The sequence below is a fragment of the Ruegeria atlantica genome (genome assembly GCF_013032505.1).
Taxonomy (GTDB): domain Bacteria; phylum Pseudomonadota; class Alphaproteobacteria; order Rhodobacterales; family Rhodobacteraceae; genus Ruegeria; species Ruegeria atlantica_F.
Map to the genome: position 1 here is coordinate 94,130 of NZ_WQCG01000007.1, position 18,433 is coordinate 112,562.

The window sequence follows — 18,433 nt, forward strand, 5'->3', positions numbered from 1 at the left end:
TCGAATGGATACGATATTCGCCTTGGCCAGCGCGCAAGGCAAAGCCGGGGTGGCGGTCATCCGCCTCTCTGGACCTCATGCTCATTCCGCCGCTGCTGGTTTGACCGGAAGCCCGTTGCCAACGCGCGGTATGCGGGTCCGTTCTTTGTACGCGGCCGATGGTGCGCGGCTGGATGACGGGTTGGTTTTGACCTTTCAGGCGCCTGCCAGCTTTACCGGCGAAGACGTGTCCGAGCTGCAGATCCATGGCAGCACGGCATCTGTGAATGCAGTGATGCGGTGCCTGTCCGATATGGATGGGCTTCGGTTGGCAGAACCCGGCGAGTTCACCCGAAGGGCTCTGGAAAACGGCAAGATGGACCTGACCCAGGTCGAAGGGCTTGCTGACCTGATTGATGCAGAAACCGAGGCTCAGCGCAAACAAGCGCAAACAATCCTGGCCGGTGATCTAGGTGCTCTGGCAGAACGGTGGCGACGTGATTTGATCCGCGCTGCATCATTGTTGGAGGCTGTCATCGACTTTGCAGATGAAGAGGTCCCAACTGACGTCACACCTGAGGTTAAATCCCTTGTGACCGGCGTAATGGCTGATCTGCAGCGGGAAGCAAACGGCGTTAAAATAGCAGAGCGCATTCGAACAGGGTTTGAAGTTGCGATTGTTGGTCTTCCGAATGCTGGCAAATCAACCTTGCTGAACGCTTTGGCAGGGCGTGAGGCGGCGATCACTTCGGAATATGCGGGAACGACCCGCGATGTGATTGAGGTTCGAATGGATCTTGCTGGGCTTCCCGTCACTTTGCTGGACACCGCCGGTCTACGGGAAACCGAGGATCACGTTGAAAGCTTGGGAATAGAACTGGCAAGAAAGCGAGCGGAGTCAGCTGATCTGCGTGTATTCCTTACTGATAACCCAAAGGAACTGGGGGTTCAGATGATGAATGGTGATATCCAGGTTTTGCCGAAATCCGACCTTCGAAATCCGTCAGAAGGTGGAATATCAGGTAAAACCGGGCAAGGAATTGATCAACTCATTTTCCAGATTTCGGATGTCCTTGGTAACCGAACCACAAGCAGTGGTATTGCGACGCGGGAAAGACATCGGGTTGCTTTGATAAATGCATGCGAACCCCTGAGTTCTGCTATGGCGGTTCTGGAATCAGGCCCGGACTTGTATGATATCGCAGCGGAAGAATTGCGGACGGCGATCCGTGCACTTGAAACCTTGGTTGGCAGAATAGGTGTGGAGGACCTCTTGGATGAGATCTTCTCGAGTTTTTGCCTGGGTAAGTAAGGAGTGTTTCACGTGAAACATTCAGATTTTGATGTAGTTGTAATCGGCGCAGGACACGCGGGTACTGAAGCGGCTCATGCAGCGGCGCGTATGGGCGTCAAGACGGCCTTGGTCACATTGTCCGCGTCCGATATAGGCGTCATGTCTTGTAACCCAGCGATTGGTGGCCTGGGAAAGGGCCATTTGGTCCGTGAAATAGACGCCCTGGACGGCGTTATGGGGCGCGTCGCCGATCAGGCCGGCATTCAATTCCGTTTGCTCAACCGACGCAAAGGACCGGCTGTACAAGGCCCCAGAACTCAGGCTGACCGTGCGCTGTACCGCGCAGCAATGCAGAAAGAGACGAAAAAGCAACCAAATCTGTTTGTCGTTACAGGGGAGGTCGTCGACTTTCTGATGGCTGGGAGCCAAGTCTCCGGCGTCAAACTAGCAGACGGTTCGGAAATCAAGGCTCAGGCAGTTATCCTGACGTCCGGCACGTTCTTGCGCGGTGTTATCCATATTGGCGATGTATCTCGTCCCGGTGGTCGTATGGGTGATCGTCCGTCGGTCAAACTGGCAGAACGTCTCGACAGTTTTGAACTTCCATTGGGTCGTTTGAAGACAGGAACACCGCCGAGGTTGGATGGTCGAACGATAGATTGGAGTGATTTGGAACGACAAGACGGGGATGATGAACCGACCTTGTTTTCATTCCTGTCAACAGAGGTGGTTGCCCCTCAGATATCCTGCGGAATTACGCACACAAATGCGCGAACTCACGAAATCATTGAAAAAAACTTGTCTCGGTCGGCAATGTATGGCGGTCACATCGATGGGGTGGGGCCCAGATACTGCCCGTCCATAGAAGACAAGATCGTTCGCTTTGCTGACAAGGAATCGCATCAGATATTTCTGGAACCGGAAGGTGTCAATGATCACACGATCTATCCGAATGGGATTTCGACCTCTTTACCTCAAGATGTTCAACTTGAATACGTGCGTTCAATCAAAGGTCTTGAGGCGGCTGAGATTCTGCAACCGGGATATGCAATTGAGTATGATTATGTCGATCCGCGTGTACTGACGTCATTTCTTGCACTGCCAGAGGTTGAAGGTCTGTATCTTGCGGGGCAAATCAACGGAACTACAGGATATGAAGAGGCAGCCGCTCAGGGTTTGGTTGCCGGATTGAATGCGGCGCTGAAGGTGCGCGGCCAGGAGCCTCTGCATTTTACACGTGCTGACAGCTATATCGGTGTTATGATCGATGATCTCACCACGCGAGGGGTCGCCGAACCGTATCGTATGTTCACCTCGCGGGCCGAATTCCGTTTGTCCCTGCGCGCGGATAACGCGGATCAACGTCTGACGCCAATTGGTCAGGAAATCGGCTGTGTGGGTGACGAACGGCAAGGTAAATTCACCAAAAAGATGGAGAAATTGTCAGTCACGAAAGAGAAGCTGACCCAACAGACATTTACACCTAAGGAAGTTCTCGCGGCCGGTATCAACGTCAACCAGGACGGAAACCGTCGAGACGGTATGGCTATTCTAGCCTTTCCTGATGTTCATTTTGGCGACCTTATTCCCCTTTTGCCTGAGATTCAGAATGTTGAACCCGAAATCCGTCTTCAAGTAGAGCGGGACGCGTTGTACGCAAATTACATTGCCCGGCAACAAAAAGATGTTGAGGCAATGAAGCGCGATGAATCCTATGAGATTCCGCGAGACTTTGATTACTTTTCGATGGAAGGGCTGTCTTCGGAGATGAAGCAAAAGCTTTCGAACGCTAAGCCCGAAAATATTGCACAGGCTGGGCGCGTAGAGGGCGTTACTCCTGCGGCGCTGACTTTATTGCTGGCCAAACTGCGCCGGGATCATAAGGTACGCAGGGCATGAAAGAGGCGATTTTTGATGATCTGGATGTTTCACGTGAAACATTCGAGCGCCTCACGCAGTATGTGGAACTTGTGAAACGCTGGAATCCAAAGATTAATCTGGTTTCGCGGAAAAGCCTCGAGGATATCTGGAATCGACACATTAAGGATTCCGTTCAGGTTTACAGTTGCGCAGGTTCATTTGAAAACTGGGCGGACTTGGGTAGCGGAGGGGGATTCCCCGGGATGGTTTGCGCCATAATGGCTATCGAAGATGCACCGGAAGCCCGCTTTACGTTTGTCGAAAGTGACCAACGGAAATCGGCCTTCTTGCGTAACGTTGCTCGTGAATGCGGTGCAAAATGCACAGTTGTTTCCAAGCGAATCGAAGCGGTCGAGCCTTTGAATGCAGATGTCCTGTCTGCGCGGGCTCTTTCCGATCTTCGCACTTTATTGTCCTTTTGTGACAGGCATTTGGGTAAAAAAGGCCTCGCGCTGTTGCCGAAAGGCGAAAGGTGGAAAAAAGAGCTAGAAGAGGCACAGGAAGAATGGAAATTCGACGTTGACCCGATTACAAGTTTAACTGAGCCTCAGGCCGTTATCCTTAAAATCAAAGGAGTATCACGTGGTTGATTTGTCTCGTCCCTCAGGGCCCCGGATTATTGCCGTAGCCAATCAGAAGGGCGGGGTTGGAAAAACCACAACGGCGATCAATCTTGCAGCTGGCCTGTCTGAAGCCGGATGCAAGGTTTTGGTCGTGGACCTTGATCCGCAGGGAAACGCTTCCACTGGATTGGGAATCGAGGATCGGGATTGGACGACTTATGATCTGATACTCGACGATGCGCCTTTGGAGGCCGTTGTTCAGGAAACCGAAATCGAAGGATTGTTTGTCGTCCCGGCGACTGTGGACCTGAGTTCGGCGGATATTGAGCTTATTTCCAACGAAAAACGCAGCTATCTTTTGCACGATGCACTAAGGCAAACCGCAATTGATAAGTTTGACCTGGATTTCGTGCTCATCGACTGTCCTCCTTCTCTGAATTTGCTGACCGTTAACGCTATGGTTGCTGCGCATTCTGTCCTAGTACCTTTACAAAGTGAGTTCTTTGCGCTGGAGGGATTGTCCCAATTGATGCTGACGATTCGAGAGGTACGGCAAACCGCCAATCCTGACCTCAGAATCGAAGGTGTTGTGTTAACCATGTATGACAACCGCAATAACTTGTCCCGTCAGGTCGAAAAAGACGCGCGTGACAATCTGGGTGAGATGGTATTTAAAACCAAGATACCCAGAAATGTGCGGGTCAGTGAGGCGCCGTCTTACGCTTTGCCTGTATTGCAATATGACTCGGGGTCTTTGGGGGCGATGGCCTATCGGCATTTGGCCCGGGAAGTCATGCACAAGAACAAGAAAGCCGCCTAAGCGGCAGTGAGGAGGGCACCGTGGCCGCCAAAAAAACTAAAGCCAGAGGTCTGGGCCGGGGTCTTTCCGCTTTGATGGCGGATGTGACACAGGATACCGAAGGGCTTATGCCGTCCGAGCCGCGTCGTCCGGACATGAAGGTCCCGATTGAAAAGCTGCGCGCTAACCCGAACCAGCCGCGCCGAACCTTTCAGCCCGCGCAATTGGACGAGCTTGCAGCTTCGGTCAAGGAAAAGGGTATCATCCAGCCGCTGATCGTGCGTGAGGTTCCTGGCGGCGACTATGAAATTGTTGCGGGCGAACGCCGTTGGCGGGCAGCTCAGATGGCGCAGTTGCATGATATTCCCGTGATTGTGCGGGATTTTGACGACACAGAAGTTCTGGAAGTCGCCATTATCGAGAATATTCAACGTGCAGACCTGAACGCAGTCGAAGAGGCGGCCGGGTACAAACAGTTGATGGACCGTTTCGGCCATACACAGGAAAAGCTGGCCGAAGCACTGGGCAAAAGCCGCAGCCATATTGCGAACCTTTTGCGTTTATTGTCGCTACCTATGGATGTTCAAAAGCTTGTCGTGGAAGGAAAACTGTCTGCTGGTCATGCTCGGGCGCTGATTACGGCCGAAGACCCTTCGGAGCTGGCGAAGATCGTTGTCAAGGACGGGTTGTCCGTGCGTGCGACAGAAGCGCTGGTGAAGAAACAACAGCAGGGCGATTCTCCGCAGGCGGCGCCACGGTCCAGAAACCTGAATGCGGGTAAGGATGCGGATACACGCGCGTTGGAAAAGGATCTTTCGGCCATTCTGGCGATGAAAGTTGCTATCAATCACAAAGCGGGATCAGAATCGGGGCAGGTCGTGTTGACCTATGAAAACCTGGACCAGCTGGACGATCTTTGCGCGAAACTCAGCCGTTAGGACGAGTCCAGATAAAGATCATTACGCCGCTAAGGACGACCGCCTGAATGATCAGGACATGGCTTGGAAGCGAGAGTAAAACGGATAATCCAAAAACGGCGGCGACCGAAATAGTGGCCGCTTTTTTTGCACCTGGACGGATAGCGCCTGAGCGTTGCCAATCCAGAATCATCGGTCCGAACGTTTTATGGCTGACCAGCCATGTGTGTAACCGCGAGGAAGATCGGGCAAAAAAGAACGCGGCCAGCAACAGAAACGGGACTGTTGGAAGTAGTGGCAATACGATGCCGACAACAGCAAGCCCGACGCAGATCAATCCCATTGCGGCCCAGAGGTACTGCATCGTTATCCCAATAACTCTCGGATGACCGCGTTTAAGACTGCGCGGCCATCTTTTGTGGCGATCAATCGGCCGTTTGACTGGCGTATCATGCCAATTTCTTCTAGGTCACTAAGCCTGTTTTCCGGCAGTGTGAGGTCGGAAAGAGAATTGAATCGATCAACATCTAGTCCTTCAGTAATCCGCATACCCATCATAAGGTATTCACTGGCCTGATCTTGCGCGACCAGCGATGATCTCTCTTTCTCGCCATTTCCTTGTTCAACTGCGGCAAGCCAGGCGTTGGGAGACAAATAGGTTTCCGTAGCAATTTTCTGGCCGTTCAGCGTAATGCGCCCATGCGCGCCGGGACCAATACCGACGTAATCTCCGTAGCGCCAGTAGATCAGGTTGTGCCGGGATTCCGCCCCTGGTCGTGCATGGTTTGAAACCTCATAGGCGGGCAGCCCGTGGGCTTCGCATATCTCTTGCGTGGCAAGATACATATCGGCGGCGTGGTCGTCTTCGGGTAGTCCGCGCAGCTTGCCGACTGCATAGCGGTCCCCAAAGGCGGTGCCTTCCTCGATCGTCAGCTGATAGAGCGACAGGTGGTCGATAGCCATCGACAGCGCCTCAGTCAGCTCTGCTTGCCAGGCATCCGGGGTTTGATGTTGACGCGCATAGATCATGTCAAAACTGACGCGGTCGAAACAGTTACGGGCGACATCAAACGCTGCGCGGGCTTCGGCGACCGTGTGGATGCGGCCCAGCCGACGCAGATCTTCGTCATTCAGGGCCTGAACGCCCATGGAAACGCGGTTCACGCCCGCATCGCGATAGGCCGCAAAGCGGCCTGCCTCGACCGATCCGGGATTGGCCTCAAGCGTGATTTCCATGTCATTGGCAGGGCGCCAAAGCTTGCGTGCCTCGTCGATAATGGCAGCGACGGTTTCCGGCGCCATCAGGGACGGGGTACCGCCGCCAAAAAAGATTGTGTTCAGAACGCGATCCGGTGTTTCAGCCGCCGCGCGATGCAGTTCAGATAAATACGACTTAAGCCATTGTTTTTGATCAATATTTATGGATACATGGCTGTTAAAGTCACAATATGGGCATTTGGCCTCGCAAAAAGGCCAGTGAACATAGAGGCCGAAGCCTCCATGCTGCCAGTCATCCACCGAAACAACCCTGAACAAAGGCCGTTACGGCGCGTCCACGATGGCTGATTTTGTGTTTCTCTGCTGGAACCATTTCCGCACAGGTCAGTTCGTGTCCGTCCGGTTGGAACATTGGGTCATAGCCAAACCCATTTTCCCCACGGATCGGCCAGACAAGTTGTCCGGGCATCACGCCTTCAAACACTTCGTCATGTCCATCCGGCCAGGCTAAAACCAAAGTGCAGCGAAACTGTGCGGTGCGTGGATGGGGTGCTTGTGCGGCCTCCAGCTCATCATGGGCTCGGGTCATTGCCATAAGGAAATCGCGACCATTACCGGTTTCGGCCCAGTCCGCTGTGTATACGCCCGGCGCGCCGTCCAGCGCGTCGATGGTGATCCCGGAATCGTCCGACAGGGCAGGCAGGCCGGTGGCCTTGGCTGCGGCATGGGCCTTGATCCGGGCGTTACCGACGAACGTATCTTCGGTTTCCTCCGGCTCTGGCAGGTTCATTTCTGCCGCACCAACAACCCTCACGCCAAAGGCTTCGAGGAGATGTTTCATCTCGTCAAGCTTGCCCGTGTTGTGTGTGGCCACCAGCAGCCTGTCACCGTCGAACTTGCGAGTCATGCGGTGGCGGCCTTTTGCGCTGCGGCCAGTTCACCGACGCCTTTTTCGGCCAGATCCATTAGTTGATCCATCTGAGCGCGGCTAAAGACCGAGCCTTCAGCACTCATCTGCACTTCGATTAGTTTGCCTGATCCGGTCATGATAAAGTTGCCGTCGACGCCAGCTTCGCTGTCTTCGGGGTAATCCAAATCCAGCACCGGCTGACCGGCATAGATGCCACAAGAGACCGCTGCTACCGGATCGACCAGCGGGTCAGAGATCACGTCGCCAGCCTTCATCAGTTTGTTCACCGCCAGACGCAGCGCAACCCAACCGCCGGTGATCGAGGCGCAGCGAGTGCCGCCATCGGCCTGAATCACATCGCAGTCCACGGTGATCTGACGTTCGCCCAATGCAACTCGATCCACACCGGCGCGCAGGGCGCGACCAATCAGGCGCTGGATTTCCACGGTGCGACCACCTTGCTTGCCCGAGGCCGCCTCGCGCCGCATGCGGGTGTTGGTTGCACGGGGCAGCATGCCGTATTCGGCAGTGACCCAGCCCAGGCCTGAGCCTTTGATGAACGGTGGCACGCGATCCTCGATTGTGGCGGTGCACAGCACATGGGTGTCGCCCATTTTGATCAGGCAGGAACCTTCGGCATGTTTGGTAAAGCCCGTCTCGATTGAAACGGCGCGCATTTCGTTTAAATCACGTCCTGAGGGTCGCATGGAAAATCCTTTGTTTGCTGGGTTGGGGATAACGTCCCCGTGCCTTAGGATGCAACCCCGATTGACCTTTCATATGCCTGCGATTTAATGCCGATCCAGCAGAGGATTGCCGATGAGCAAAGCAAGTAGAGTTCTGGACGAAATGAATGACCGGTCACGTGAAGTGTTCCGGCTGATCGTCGAGAGTTATTTGGACAGTGGTGAACCGGTCGGAAGTCGCACGCTAACGCGCACGTTGTCGGAGAAGGTCAGCGCCGCGACCGTGCGAAACGTCATGCAGGATCTGGAGTTCCTGGGCTTGCTCGACAGTCCTCATGTCAGTGCAGGGCGGATTCCAACGCAGCAAGGGTTGCGGATGTTCGTGGATGGATTGCTTGAAGTTGGCGATCTGGGTGCTGACGACCGACAGAAACTGGACGAGACACTAGGCTCTAACGCAGGCGATGTGGGCGGAATGCTGGATCGTGTCGGCTCGGCTTTGTCACACGTGACACATGGTGCTTCGCTGGTTCTGACTCCCAAGCAGGAGTCCGAGATCAAGCATATCGAGTTCGTCTCGTTGGCCCATGATCGTGCTTTGGTCGTTCTTGTCTTTGCGGATGGTCATGTTGAAAATCGTCTGTTCACGCCTCCGCCGGGACAGACACCCAGTTCGATGCGCGAAGCGGCGAATTTCCTGAATGCGCTTATCGAAGGGCGCACGCTGAGTGAAGTGCGTCGTCAGATGCAGACCCAGATCACTGCGCGTAGGCAGGAAATCGACGTGTTGGCGCGCGAGATGGTGGAAAGTGGCATGGCCGCTTGGGATGGGGATGGCACCGACTCAGCCCGTTTAATCGTGCGAGGGCGGGCGAATCTACTGGGGGAACCAGGGGAAGCAGAGGAACTGGACCGAATCCGAACGCTGTTTGATGACCTTGAGCGCAAGCAGGACATCGCGGAATTCCTTGAATTGGCCGAGGAAGGTGAGGGTGTGCGCATTTTTATCGGGTCTGAGAACAAACTTTTCTCACTTTCGGGTTCCTCTTTGGTGGTGTCTCCATATATGAACGCTGATCGAAAGATAATCGGTGCGGTTGGGGTCATCGGGCCCACGCGTTTAAATTATGGACGGATCGTGCCGATCGTGGATTATACGGCGCAACTGGTCGGCAAGCTGATTTCCGACCGGAGCTAGAGGGTAAGAGATGGCAGAGCCCAAGAACGAAGATTTTCTGGACGATATCGCAACCGCCGAGGCGGAAGAGCTGGCCGAGGAATTTGCCGAGATCAGCGAAGAGGCGCTGGAACTTGATGCGCTGCGTGCTGAGCGGGACGATTTCAAAGACAAGTTCATGCGTGCACTGGCGGATGCCGAAAACGCACGTAAGCGTGGCGACAAGGCCCGCCGGGATGCTGAGCAGTACGGCGGATCGAAACTGGCCCGCGACATGCTGCCGGTTTACGACAACATGAAACGTGCACTCGAAGCCGCAACTGACGAGCAGAAAGAAGTGGCAGGCCCACTTCTGGAAGGCGTTGAGCTGACCATGCGTGCTTTGAAAGACGTGTTCCAAAAGCACGGGATCGAAGTGATCACGCCCGAGGTTGGTGACCGGTTTGATCCGAATGTGCATGAGGCGATGTTTGAGGCACCTGTTCCTGGTACTCGCGCCGGTGACATCATTCAGGTTTCGGCCGAGGGCTTCATGCTGCACGATCGCCTGCTGCGCCCGGCGCAGGTTGGCGTGTCTTCGACCCCATCAAGCTGAACGATTTCAGTTAAAACGAGTTCTGAGGCGGTCAGGTTTTGGCCGCCTCTTTCAGTTTGTAGATCAGGTCAAGTGCTTCACGCGGGGTCAGCTCGTCCGGCAGGATTTCATTGAGCATGTCGGTGACAGGTGATGATTTGGGCGCAGGTGGTGGTGGAGAGGGCGCAGCCGAAAACAAAGGCAGGTCGTCGATCAGGGTTTTTTGCTTACCGCCTTCGCGTTCGGTTTTTTCCAGCTGATCCAGCACGATACGCGCGCGTTCGACCACAGATGCCGGCAGTCCGGCCAATTGGGCAACCTGTACACCATAGGATCTGTCTGCCGCGCCCTTGTGAACTTCGTGCAGAAAGATGACCTCACCTTCCCATTCTTTCACTGCGACAGTGGCGTTTTCGACGCCTACAAGCTTGCCCGCCAATGCCGTCAGTTCGTGATAATGCGTGGCAAATAGGGCCCGGCATTTGTTCGAGGCGTGAAGATGCTCCAACGTGGCCCAGGCGATGGACAACCCGTCATAAGTGGCTGTGCCGCGGCCGATCTCATCCAGAATGACGAGGGCACGGTCATCCGCCTGATTTAGGATGGCAGCGGTCTCGACCATTTCCACCATAAAAGTCGAGCGTCCGCGCGCCAGATCATCCGACGCTCCGACGCGGCTGAACAACTGGCTGACAAGGCCGATATGCGCCCGCTCTGCCGGGACGTAGCTGCCCATCTGAGCCAGCAGGGCGATCAGTGCATTCTGGCGCAGGAACGTCGATTTACCCGCCATGTTTGGACCGGTGAGCAACCAGATCGCCGCACCATCATTCGCGCTGAGATCGCAGTCGTTGGCGATGAAGGCATCGCCGCTTTGCTGTCGCAGGGCATGTTCGACAACTGGGTGACGACCGCCTTGAACATCGAATGCGCGCGAGGCGTCGACTTGTGGGCGACACCAGTTCTCACCGCGCGCCAGATCGGCCAGAGCGGTGGTCAGATCCAGTTCGGCCAGCCCGCGTGCGGCTTGGTTCAGGCGGGCGGCTTTTCCCAGAATTTCATCAGAAAGCCTTTGATAGAGCCGCTTTTCAATCTCCAGCGCCAGATTTCCGGCGTTCAGAATACGGGTTTCGATTTCCGAAAGCTCGACTGTAGTGAACCGCACCTGATTGGCTGTGGTCTGGCGGTGGATGTAGGTTTCGCTGAACGGCGGGTTCAGCATTTTCTCGGCATGGGTGGCCGTAGTTTCAATGAAGTAACCCAGCACGTTGTTGTGCTTGATCTTCAGAGACGTGATTCCGGTATGTTCCGCATATTTCTGCTGAAACCCTGCGATGACCGAGCGGCCTTCGTCGCGCAGCGTGCGGGCTTCGTCCAGCTCTGTGTCATACCCCGGGGCGATGAATCCGCCGTCGCGGGCTAGCAGCGGAGGTTCGGCAACAAGGGCTTCATCAAGCAGGTTCAACAGGTCGTCGAAACCAACCAGATTTTGCAACGCGGTCGCCAGAAGGACGGGTAAGTCCTTATCTGCGCAAAGCTCGGCAATCGCAGTTGCCTGTGTCAGGCCGTTGCGAATGGCGGCCAGATCACGGGGCCCGCCGCGATCAAGTGACAGGCGGGACAGGGCGCGGTCCAGATCAGGGGTTTTGCGCAACGCCTCGCGCAGGTCTTCGGCAATTAGGCTGTCTTCGGCCGCAAAACTCACCGCGTCCAACCGCCCATGGATGACGTCCAGATTGCGGGAAGGGCTGGACAGCCTTTGCTCCAACAGTCGCGCACCGCCCGGTGTAACGGTGCGATCCACAACGGACAGTAACGACCCGGCCCGACCGCCGGAAAGAGACCGGGTCAGTTCCAGATTGCGCCGAGTTGCAGCGTCAATCTGGACGACGCGGTCTTCGGACTCTTTGAGAGGCGTCTGCAAAAGGGGCAGTTTGCCCTTCTGTGTGATCTCCAAATAGTCGATCAATGCGCCCATTGCCGAAATCTCGGCGCGCCCAAAATTGCCGAAGGCATCCAAGGCGCCCACGTGGAACAACCCGCAGATGCGCTTTTCCGCCGCAGTGCTGTCAAAGCTTGCGCGCCCGATTGGGGTGAGCGAGATACCCAGATCCATGACGGGTTCATTCAGCTTGTCTTGCACCCCATCGGCCACGATCAATTCGGACGGTGCCAGACGGGCAAGTTCGGGACTTAGCCGGACAGAGGTCAAAGGCATCACGTGAAACGCCCCGGTCGAGATATCGGCCCAGGCTAATGCTGCCTCATCCCGGACCTCGGCATATGCGCCCAGAAAGTTGTGGCGGCGGGCTTCCAGCAGGGCGTCTTCGGTTAGCGTGCCGGGCGTCACCAGACGCACGACATCTCGCTTTACCACTGATTTAGAGCCTCTTTTCTTCGCTTCAGCCGGGCTTTCCATCTGCTCGCAGACGGCGACACGGAACCCTTTGCGGATCAGCGTTAGTAAATAGCCTTCGGCCGCGTGCACAGGGACTCCGCACATCGGAATGTCAGTTCCATTGTGCTTTCCACGTTTGGTCAGGGCGATGTCCAGCGCCTCAGCGGCGTTGACGGCGTCCTGAAAGAACATCTCGTAAAAGTCGCCCATGCGATAAAACAGCAGGGCTTCGGCGTGGGCCTCTTTGATCTCGAGATATTGCGCCATCATCGGCGTGACTGTGGACAAGGCAGATCCCTTCTGGCGTATTCCGAGCGCGACCTTACAAATCCCGTATCTTCTGTAAAAGCCGAAAACTCATTCTCGTTGAGGCGCGCGTTCTCCTGCGCTATGAGGCAAAAGTCCCGCAGATGTAAAGAAACGACCCATCACATGCCCAAAGCGAAGATCACCAAAGAAGAGGCGCTGGCCTTTCACCTCGACCCGACCCCAGGCAAGTGGGAGGTGCAGGCCACCGTTCCCATGACCACGCAGCGCGATCTGTCGCTGGCATACAGCCCCGGTGTCGCTGTTCCATGTGAAGCAATCGCCGAAGCGCCGGAAACGGCCTATGACTATACCAACAAGGGTAACCTTGTTGCGGTGATTTCAAACGGCACAGCCGTTCTGGGTCTTGGCAATCTGGGCGCGCTGGGCTCGAAACCGGTAATGGAAGGCAAATCGGTCCTGTTCAAACGGTTCGCTGATGTGAACTCAATCGATATCGAGTTGGATACAGAAGATCCGGATGAATTTTGCCGTGCCGTGCGTTTGATGGGGCCGACATTTGGCGGAATCAACCTTGAGGACATCAAGGCGCCCGAATGTTTCATTATCGAACAGCGCCTGAAGGAAGAGATGGACATCCCGGTCTTCCATGATGACCAGCATGGAACTGCGGTGATCTGCGCGGCGGGTCTGCTGAACGCGCTGCATATCTCGGGCAAAAAGATCGAAGACGTGAAAATCGTCCTCAATGGCGCGGGTGCCGCAGGTATCGCCTGTATCGAGCTGCTCAAGTCGATGGGTGCAAAGCATGAAAACTGCATCGTCTGCGACACCAAGGGTGTGATCTATCAAGGTCGTACTGAGGGTATGAACCAGTGGAAATCGGCGCATGCGATCACCACGGATCTGCGTACTCTGGAAGAGGCCATGAAAGGCGCGGACGTCTTCCTTGGTGTGTCGGTGAAGGGTGCTGTGACGCAGGATATGGTCGCTAGCATGGCCGATAATCCGGTGATCTTCGCCATGGCGAATCCGGATCCCGAGATCACGCCGGAAGAGGCGCATGAGGTTCGGGTTGATGCGATCGTTGCCACCGGCCGCAGCGATTATCCCAATCAGGTCAATAACGTACTCGGATTCCCCTACCTGTTCCGCGGCGCGCTGGATATCCACGCCCGCGCCATCAATGATGAGATGAAGATCGCCTGTGCCCACGCGCTGGCACGTCTGGCGCGCGAGGACGTGCCGGATGAGGTTGCACTGGCCTATGGCAAGACGCTGACTTTTGGCCGTGATTACATCATCCCGACGCCGTTTGATCCGCGCCTGATCCACCGTATTCCGCCCGCCGTTGCCAAGGCGGGGATGGACACCGGCGCAGCCCGTCGTCCGATCATCGATATGGATGCTTACGAGCTGAGCCTGAAATCCCGTATGGATCCGACGGCCAGCATCCTGCGCGGCCTGAACGCCCGTGCCCGTGCCGCGCAAAGTCGGATGATTTTTGCCGAGGGCGACGATCCACGCGTTCTGCGCGCCGCAGTCATGTATCAGCGCTCGGGCTTCGGCAAAGCATTGGTTGTCGGTCGTGCCGAGGATGTGAAAGAAAAGCTGGAAGCAGCCGGCTTGGGCGATGCCGTGCGTGAGCTCGAGGTCGTCAACGCCGCCAACACCACGCATCTCGATACGTATAAAGATTTCCTTTACAAGCGCCTGCAGCGCCGCGGGTTTGACCGTAAGGACATTCACCGCCTTGCAGCACGTGACCGCCACGTGTTCTCGTCGCTGATGCTGGCCCACGGTCATGCCGATGGTATGGTTTCTGGGGCAACGCGTAAGTCTGCGCACGTGCTGGACCGGATCAACCATGTATTCGATGCAGATGCCGAACATGGTGCCGTTGGCGTGACTGCTCTGTTGCACAAGGGACGGATCGTTCTGATCGGTGATACGCTGGTGCATGAATGGCCAGATGAAAACGATTTGGCCAACATCGCTGAGCGGTCCGCGGCCGTCGCGCGCAGCATGGGACTTGAACCGCGCGTTGCCTTTGTCAGTTTCTCGACTTTCGGCTACCCGGTCTCCGAACGCGCCGAAAAGATGCACGTCGCGCCCGAAGTTCTGGACAAGCGCGGTGTCGATTTCGAATACGAAGGCGAAATGACTGTGGATGTCGCTCTGAACGTCGATCAACAAGAGGCCTATCCGTTCTCGCGCCTGACCGGTCCGGCAAATATCCTGATCGTACCGGCGCGCCACTCGGCCTCAATCTCGACAAAACTGATGCAAGAAATGGGTGAGGCAACGGTCATTGGTCCTATTCTGTCGGGAATCGATAAACCGATCCAGATCTGCTCGACCGTGTCGACCGCAAACGACATCCTGAACATGGCCATTCTGGCCGCTTGCGATATTGGATAAGCTGTGACGATCTGGAACCTTGGCTCGATCAATGCGGACATGGTCTATGGCCTGCCGCATCTGCCCACTGCCGGTGAAACACTGGCTGCCACGAACTTTGAACGTTTTCTGGGTGGCAAGGGCGCCAATATGTCCGTTGCGGCGGCGCGTGCTGGATCGCGTGTGGCGCATATCGGTGGCGTCGGACCAGACGGGCGCTGGGCGCGGGATCGCATGACGGAATATGGCGTCGACACCCGGTTCACCGCTGAGGTCGACGTGCCTACGGGTCACGCGATTATTGCGGTCGATGCGCAAGGTGAGAACCAGATTATTCTGTATCCCGGCGCAAACCACGCCATCACCGAGGATCAGCTGCGACAGGCGCTGTCGCAGGCCGTTCGGGGTGATCTGCTGGTCATGCAGAACGAAACCAATTCCCAGGTCGAAGCCGCCCGCATGGGTCGTGATCTGGGTCTGACGATCTGCTACGCTGCCGCGCCGTTTCAGGCGGATGCCGTGCAGGCGGTGCTGCCATACTTGGATTTTCTGATCCTGAATGAGGTTGAGGCGGAACAGCTTCGTGAAAGCACCGGCCAATCCGTCGCCGATTTGCCCGTGAAACATGTTCTGGTCACGCTGGGATCCAAAGGCGCGCGCTATCTTCCCAAGGATGGCGAGATGCTACAGATTTCAGCGCATAAGGTGAATGCGGTGGACACCACTGGCGCAGGGGATACCTTCACCGGTTATGTTCTGGCTGGAATGGACCGCGGGTTGCCGATGCCGCAGGCGATTGCACAAGCAAATCGTGCCGCGGCCCTGATGGTCACGCGGCACGGTACGGCGGATGTTATTCCTGACCTCAAAGAGGTGCTGGAGGCCCGGTTCGATTAGTATCCGGCGAAAGGTGCGTCGCTACCCCAGAGCTGTTTGACGCGTGCGTCCCGACCGCAAGCCTTGCGGTAAGCTTTGTATGCGTTTTTCTGGCGCTTGGGTCCAAAACGGGTGAGCACCAGCTTATCGCCCTTGTAGTAATCCTGATGGTAGGCCTCGGCCGGATAAAATGCGCCCGACTGCAGAATAGGTGTGACAACCTTTTGACCCAGGGCATTCTGCGCGTTGGTCTTAGCTTGCTGTGCTAGCGTCTTTTCCCCTGCGTTAGAGACAAAAACCGCAGTGCGATAGCTGTCGCCGCGGTCACAGAACTGACCACCTGCATCAGTTGGATCAACGGAACGGAAGAACATGCTCAGTAGTGTTTCACGGGAAACCCGCGCGGGATCAAAGGTGATCTGAACAGCTTCGTAATGGCCGGTGCCACCCTTTGTCACCTGATCATAAGTCGGATTGGCAGTCTTGCCGCCGGTAAAGCCAGAGACGGCACCGATCACGCCGGGAACGGATTCAAAATCGGATTCAACACACCAGAAACACCCTCCAGCGACGGTCAGGGTTTCGGTGCCGGCAGCCGGTGCGGGCAAGGCGCGCAGCATTGCCGCCAGTGTGATCAGGACAAACAGAAGCGACGGTTTAACGAAATCGAGGTATGCGGTCCGTGTCATTGCAGATCTCCTTCTGAGATCAGGCTGCCCGGACTTTTCTGCCGTTGCAATCCGCTGACATGGTTTGTCACGCGCTGGTGAGACGAGTTTATCAGCGCTTAACCCAGCAGTTGCCCCAATTTCATAGCGACACCCATGTTGCCTGAAATTTTGAGCTTACCCAGCGCCACGCCGGTCATCGGGTTCAGCTTGCCGGTCAGCAGCTTCGTAAGGTTTTCCTGGGAAATTCGGATCGTGCAGTCGGCATCCTGATCCTGCGTCGTTGCTTGGTTGTCGATCAGCACGATCACCCCGTCATCGCCGCAGTCGAATTTGAGAGAGCCGTCAAACGTCTTATCTCTCAGACCTTTTTGAATCCCGTCGGCGATGTCCTGAAGCATGTTTTACCCTTTCCCTGTTGACCTTTGCGTAAAGACAAAAGGGCGAAACTGGCAAGGGTGACGCTACTGGAACTAACAGGCCAGTGAAGATAAAGAAAAACCCGGCACCCTTTCGGGCACCGGGGTTCGTCGTTGCAGCGATGGCAAGAATTACTTGGACAGACGCTTCTCGCGCGAAGCCAGAAGTTTCAGGCGCAGGGCATTCAATTGGATGAAGCCTGCAGCGTCTTTTTGATCGTAAGCGCCTGCATCGTCTTCGAATGTTACATGCTCTTCGGAATAGAGCGAATGATCCGACCAACGACCAACGGTCGAGGCCAGACCTTTGTACAGTTTCACACGCACGGTTCCGGTAACATGTTCCTGCGACTTGTCGATTGCAGCCTGCAACATCTCACGCTCAGGCGAATACCAGAATCCATTATAGATCAGCTCCGCATATTGCGGCATCAACTGGTCCTTCAGATGCATTGCGCCACGGTCCATGGTGATGGATTCAATACCACGATGTGCTTCCAGCAGGACGGTGCCGCCGGGCGTTTCGTATATGCCGCGCGATTTCATACCAACGAAGCGGCCTTCGACCAGGTCAAGACGCCCAATGCCGTGCTTACCGCCGTATTCGTTCAGCTTGGTCAGGATGGTCGCGGGGCTCATCGCCTCGCCATTGATGCTGACTGCGTCGCCTTTTTCAAAGCCGATCTCGATGAATTCCGGCTCGTTCGGCGCATCCTCGGGGTGGACGGTTCGCTGATAGACATAATCGGGTGCCATATCGGCGGGGTCTTCCAGAACCTTACCTTCGGACGACGTGTGCAGCAGGTTCGCGTCGACCGAGAAGGGCGCCTCACCGCGCTTGTCTTTGGCGATCGGAATCTGATGGGCTTCGGCCCATTCCAACAGACGCGTCCGGCTGGTCAGGTCCCACTCACGCCACGGCGCAATGACTTTGATGTCTGGGTTCAGAGCATAGGCCGCCAGTTCAAAGCGAACCTGATCGTTGCCCTTGCCGGTGGCACCATGCGCCACAGCGTCGGCACCGGTTTCTTCAGCGATCTCGACCAGGCGCTTGGAAATCAGCGGCCGCGCGATCGAGGTACCCAGCAGGTACAGGCCTTCATATTGCGCGTTGGCGCGGAACATCGGGAAAACAAAGTCGCGGACAAACTCTTCGCGGATGTCCTCGATATAGATGTTCTCGGGCTTGATCCCCAGCATCTCGGCCTTTTGGCGGGCGGGTTCCAGTTCCTCACCCTGACCCAGATCGGCGGTGAAGGTCACAACCTCACAGCCATACTCGGTCTGCAGCCATTTCAGAATGATCGAGGTATCAAGGCCACCGGAATAGGCCAGAACAACTTTCTTGGGCGCGGACATCTGACTTCC

General features: G+C 56.0%; 17 protein-coding genes. 9 read left to right on the top strand and 8 right to left on the bottom strand.

The window, feature by feature from the left end; translation table 11 throughout:
* The first annotated feature begins 4 nt into the window (after positions 1 to 4).
* Genes mnmE through GOW92_RS20245 form a run of 5 tightly spaced genes read left to right on the top strand, consistent with a single transcriptional unit; the run spans position 5 to position 5,493 of the window.
* Complete coding sequence (mnmE, locus tag GOW92_RS20225) at positions 5 to 1,291, top strand: tRNA uridine-5-carboxymethylaminomethyl(34) synthesis GTPase MnmE (RefSeq protein WP_170564034.1); 1,287 nt, start codon at positions 5 to 7, stop codon at positions 1,289 to 1,291.
* 12 nt (positions 1,292 to 1,303) lie between these two features.
* Positions 1,304 to 3,172, top strand: a complete 1,869-nt coding sequence (gene mnmG, locus GOW92_RS20230; protein ID WP_170564036.1) for a tRNA uridine-5-carboxymethylaminomethyl(34) synthesis enzyme MnmG — start codon at positions 1,304 to 1,306, stop codon at positions 3,170 to 3,172.
* Positions 3,169 to 3,783, top strand: coding sequence for a 16S rRNA (guanine(527)-N(7))-methyltransferase RsmG (rsmG, locus tag GOW92_RS20235; RefSeq protein ID WP_170564039.1), 615 nt, complete (start codon positions 3,169 to 3,171; stop codon positions 3,781 to 3,783). The genes mnmG and rsmG overlap by 4 nt, the downstream gene beginning before the upstream one ends.
* Complete coding sequence (locus GOW92_RS20240) at positions 3,776 to 4,576, top strand: ParA family protein (RefSeq protein WP_170564042.1); 801 nt, start codon at positions 3,776 to 3,778, stop codon at positions 4,574 to 4,576. The genes rsmG and GOW92_RS20240 overlap by 8 nt, the downstream gene beginning before the upstream one ends.
* 20 nt (positions 4,577 to 4,596) lie before the next feature.
* Entirely contained in the window at positions 4,597 to 5,493 is an 897-nt protein-coding gene (locus GOW92_RS20245; protein WP_170564045.1) for a ParB/RepB/Spo0J family partition protein, read from the top strand.
* Here the strand turns inward: GOW92_RS20245 and GOW92_RS20250 are convergent.
* Genes GOW92_RS20250 through rph form a run of 4 tightly spaced genes read right to left on the bottom strand, consistent with a single transcriptional unit; the run spans position 5,483 to position 8,307 of the window.
* On the bottom strand, positions 5,483 to 5,836 hold the full coding sequence (locus GOW92_RS20250; protein WP_170564048.1) for a YbaN family protein: 354 nt from the start codon (positions 5,834 to 5,836) through the stop codon (positions 5,483 to 5,485). The genes GOW92_RS20245 and GOW92_RS20250 overlap by 11 nt on opposite strands.
* Before the next feature lie 2 nt (positions 5,837 to 5,838).
* Positions 5,839 to 6,990, bottom strand: coding sequence for a radical SAM family heme chaperone HemW (hemW, locus tag GOW92_RS20255; RefSeq protein ID WP_170564050.1), 1,152 nt, complete (start codon positions 6,988 to 6,990; stop codon positions 5,839 to 5,841).
* Positions 6,983 to 7,597: an RdgB/HAM1 family non-canonical purine NTP pyrophosphatase gene (gene rdgB, locus GOW92_RS20260; protein ID WP_170564053.1), complete on the bottom strand. Its 615-nt coding sequence runs from the start codon at positions 7,595 to 7,597 to the stop codon at positions 6,983 to 6,985. The genes hemW and rdgB overlap by 8 nt, the downstream gene beginning before the upstream one ends.
* Positions 7,594 to 8,307 carry a ribonuclease PH gene (gene rph / locus GOW92_RS20265; protein WP_170412685.1) on the bottom strand — a complete coding sequence of 238 codons (714 nt, stop codon included), beginning with the start codon at positions 8,305 to 8,307 and terminating at the stop codon, positions 7,594 to 7,596. The genes rdgB and rph overlap by 4 nt, the downstream gene beginning before the upstream one ends.
* A gap of 112 nt (positions 8,308 to 8,419) precedes the next feature.
* Between rph and hrcA the strand changes: the two genes are divergently transcribed.
* Both hrcA and GOW92_RS20275 read left to right on the top strand, forming a co-directional pair.
* Positions 8,420 to 9,484 (top strand): heat-inducible transcriptional repressor HrcA, encoded by a 1,065-nt coding sequence (gene hrcA / locus GOW92_RS20270; protein ID WP_170564056.1) that lies wholly within the window; start codon positions 8,420 to 8,422, stop codon positions 9,482 to 9,484.
* Positions 9,485 to 9,494: 10 nt separating this feature from the next.
* Complete coding sequence (locus GOW92_RS20275; RefSeq protein ID WP_170564059.1) at positions 9,495 to 10,058, top strand: nucleotide exchange factor GrpE; 564 nt, start codon at positions 9,495 to 9,497, stop codon at positions 10,056 to 10,058.
* Between the two features lie 31 nt (positions 10,059 to 10,089).
* On the opposite strand, the gene mutS is transcribed toward GOW92_RS20275, so the two are convergent.
* Entirely contained in the window at positions 10,090 to 12,705 is a 2,616-nt protein-coding gene (gene mutS, locus GOW92_RS20280; RefSeq protein WP_170564280.1) for a DNA mismatch repair protein MutS, read from the bottom strand.
* Positions 12,706 to 12,867: 162 nt separating this feature from the next.
* On the opposite strand from mutS, the gene GOW92_RS20285 reads away from it, so the two are divergent.
* On the top strand, positions 12,868 to 15,123 hold the full coding sequence (locus GOW92_RS20285) for an NADP-dependent malic enzyme (RefSeq protein WP_170564062.1): 2,256 nt from the start codon (positions 12,868 to 12,870) through the stop codon (positions 15,121 to 15,123).
* 3 nt (positions 15,124 to 15,126) lie between these two features.
* On the top strand, positions 15,127 to 15,999 hold the full coding sequence (locus tag GOW92_RS20290) for a ribokinase (RefSeq protein ID WP_170564065.1): 873 nt from the start codon (positions 15,127 to 15,129) through the stop codon (positions 15,997 to 15,999).
* Here the strand turns inward: GOW92_RS20290 and msrA are convergent.
* From msrA to GOW92_RS20305, 3 genes are all read right to left on the bottom strand, one after another.
* Complete coding sequence (gene msrA / locus GOW92_RS20295) at positions 15,996 to 16,667, bottom strand: peptide-methionine (S)-S-oxide reductase MsrA (protein ID WP_170564068.1); 672 nt, start codon at positions 16,665 to 16,667, stop codon at positions 15,996 to 15,998. The genes GOW92_RS20290 and msrA overlap by 4 nt on opposite strands.
* A gap of 98 nt (positions 16,668 to 16,765) precedes the next feature.
* On the bottom strand, positions 16,766 to 17,047 hold the full coding sequence (locus GOW92_RS20300; protein ID WP_170564071.1) for an SCP2 sterol-binding domain-containing protein: 282 nt from the start codon (positions 17,045 to 17,047) through the stop codon (positions 16,766 to 16,768).
* Between the two features lie 150 nt (positions 17,048 to 17,197).
* Positions 17,198 to 18,424 (bottom strand): argininosuccinate synthase, encoded by a 1,227-nt coding sequence (locus GOW92_RS20305; protein WP_170564074.1) that lies wholly within the window; start codon positions 18,422 to 18,424, stop codon positions 17,198 to 17,200.
* Positions 18,425 to 18,433 lie beyond the last annotated feature (9 nt).